The sequence below is a fragment of the Kitasatospora sp. NPDC001175 genome, from assembly GCF_053598215.1.
Genome location: NZ_JBSFJU010000237.1, coordinates 1 through 1,097, shown reverse-complemented (window position 1 = coordinate 1,097; position 1,097 = coordinate 1). Strand labels below are relative to the sequence as shown.

Annotated in this window: 1 protein-coding gene; it reads left to right on the top strand. The window is 71.0% G+C overall.

Annotation, left to right across the window (positions count from 1 at the left end):
* A partial coding sequence (locus ACWDAK_RS41390) for a transposase domain-containing protein (protein ID WP_427396381.1) occupies window positions 1-894 on the top strand: 894 nt, incomplete at its 5' end.
* Window positions 895-1,097: the final 203 nt, after the last annotated feature.

Genomic DNA, 1,097 nt, shown 5'->3' with positions numbered 1-1,097 from the left:
GACATCCTGGACCGGCCGGGCCGCCGCGGTCGGACGCGTACGGTGCCGGGCCGGGTGGCGGTGTACTTCGTGCTGGCGCTGGCCCTGTTCGCCGACGCCTCCTACGGGCGGGTGTGGGACACACTGTGCGGCGCACTGCGGCAGGCGGGACGCCTGGTCGCGGCGGTGACCGAGGCCGGCCTGGCCGATGCGCGCCGGCGCCTGGGCCCGGACCCGCTACGGGAGTTGTTCGAGGTTGCGGCAGGTCCGCTGGGGCGCCCGTGCGCGAGGGGTGTGTCCTATCGGGGTCTGCGCACGGTCGCGTTCGACGGCTGCCGGTCCACCCGGGTCCCCGAGACCGGCGACAACGTGGCCTGGTTGGGCCGGTACAAGGTCGCGGCCGGGGTGGCCGCCTATCCGCTGCTGGCGGTGATGGCCTTGGCGGAGACCGGGACACGGGCCCTGCTCGGCGCGGTCGTAGGCCCGTATCGCGGTGAGGTGGAGGCCGCCTCGCAGCTGATGGGCCACCTGCGGCAGGACATGCTGGTGCTCGCCGACCGCGGCTTCGACGCGAACGCCTTCATCCGTGCCGTGCACGCCTCACGGGCTGCGCTGCTACTGCGAATCTGCTCCTCGCGCAGGCCCGCCGTGCTGCGGATCCCGGCCGACGGTTCCTTCCCGTCGGTCATCGCCGGGGTCCCGGTCCGCGTCATCACCGCGACCGTCACCGTCACCTGCGCGGACGGCAGCACCCATCGGGGCGAGTACCGGCTGGCGACCACGCTGACCGATGTGCGCCGCCACCCGGCCGAAGATCTGCTGGCCCTCTACCATGAGCGGTGGGGTGCGACACGAAGTCGCACGAGATTGAGTGAATTACCTGACAGGAGGATCGACTTGATGTCGACAGCGTAGTTCCGGGCCAGTGCTCAGGGCCCGTCCCCACTTCGACATGCGTCGCCGGTAACGGCGGGGTGTGAAGCTCGGAGGAGAAGCCCAAGGGCCCCTGCTCCATCCGGGGGCTACAGGCAAGGGGAAGACCGGACGGGTGAACGTGAGTGAACCCCTGATGATGCTTCGTGATCGTGGGCCCCGCCGATGGGTTGTTCCAGCGGGGT